Source organism: Salinivibrio costicola subsp. alcaliphilus (assembly GCF_001996185.1).
In the GTDB taxonomy this organism is placed as follows: Bacteria; Pseudomonadota; Gammaproteobacteria; order Enterobacterales; family Vibrionaceae; genus Salinivibrio; species Salinivibrio costicola.
The window spans coordinates 1-302 of the sequence record NZ_MUFR01000190.1; the positions used below are offsets into that span (position 1 = coordinate 1).

The 302-nt window shown below is 51.3% G+C and carries 1 pseudogene; it reads left to right on the forward strand.

Features of this window, described 5'->3' with window-relative positions:
• Positions 1-302, forward strand: a pseudogene (locus tag BZJ21_RS16505) (glycosyl hydrolase family 26); the annotation flags it as partial.

The following is a 302-nucleotide window of genomic DNA, read 5'->3' on the forward strand; positions in this document are numbered from 1 at the left end:
TTACTTACAGCCGGGAGAAAACCACCTAGAGCTCGGTACGGTACCATCAGGTGCGTATGAGGATGACTTTACCTATCGCGCGGACGATACCTGTCAGGTCACCCTGTATGGTGCCTTTCCGGATGGCAATAAAAAAGAGATGTCCAACCTGACGGTCACCGTAGAAGACGGGAAACCGACAATTAAAGACTCCACCACCTATCCGGCAAAACACCGAACGCCACTGGTGAATGTGGATGGAACGCTTGATGGCCGTTTAACCATGTTCTCACGCCCCCTCCATATAAAAACCCTGCCACGTT